The 520-nt window shown below is 35.4% G+C and carries 1 protein-coding gene; it reads right to left on the bottom strand.

The window, feature by feature from the left end:
* Positions 1–520 (bottom strand): DUF4830 domain-containing protein (locus tag ACAN54_RS29905; RefSeq protein ID WP_379164491.1); only part of this gene is annotated, 520 nt, incomplete at both ends.

Here is a 520-nt window from a genome sequence, read left to right as displayed (position 1 = left end):
GTTAGTCAGTAAATTACTATATTTTATCTTCCAGTTTTCTAACCATTCTTGATAACTCTTTCGAGTTACTTCCTCTAATGTTTTTCCGTCAAGTGAGTATGGTGCTCCCAATAAAAGCTCTTTTTCTTGAACGGGGAATGAAGTTCCTCCTATTACTTTGCCTTCGCAAATCATGACAGAAACATCAGTTTCTCGTTTATATTTTTCTTCTAGCGGATGATTTTTTACTGTGAATAGATACACTGAAATTACTTTTCCAAAATACTTTTCGGGGTCTACAGCTTGAACATCCCAACTTTGTAGGTACGGTGTTGATTCAGGACTTCCGTAAAGTTTGCTTTTATCCAAAATATATTGATTAATTTCGCCTTTTCGAGAAGTAACTTGATAACCGTTTTGTTCGATGTAATGTTCGGCTATACTTTCATCACTTTTGACCTCATCGGCACATCCAACAAGCATCAAAACCAGTATCCCCAATATATTAATTAAGCTTGTAACCCTTCTCATTAATTCATCG

It is taken from the genome of Paenibacillus diazotrophicus (assembly GCF_042610465.1).
The sequence above is the reverse complement of the archived record's forward strand: the minus strand, read 5'-3'. Positions and strand labels throughout refer to the sequence as shown.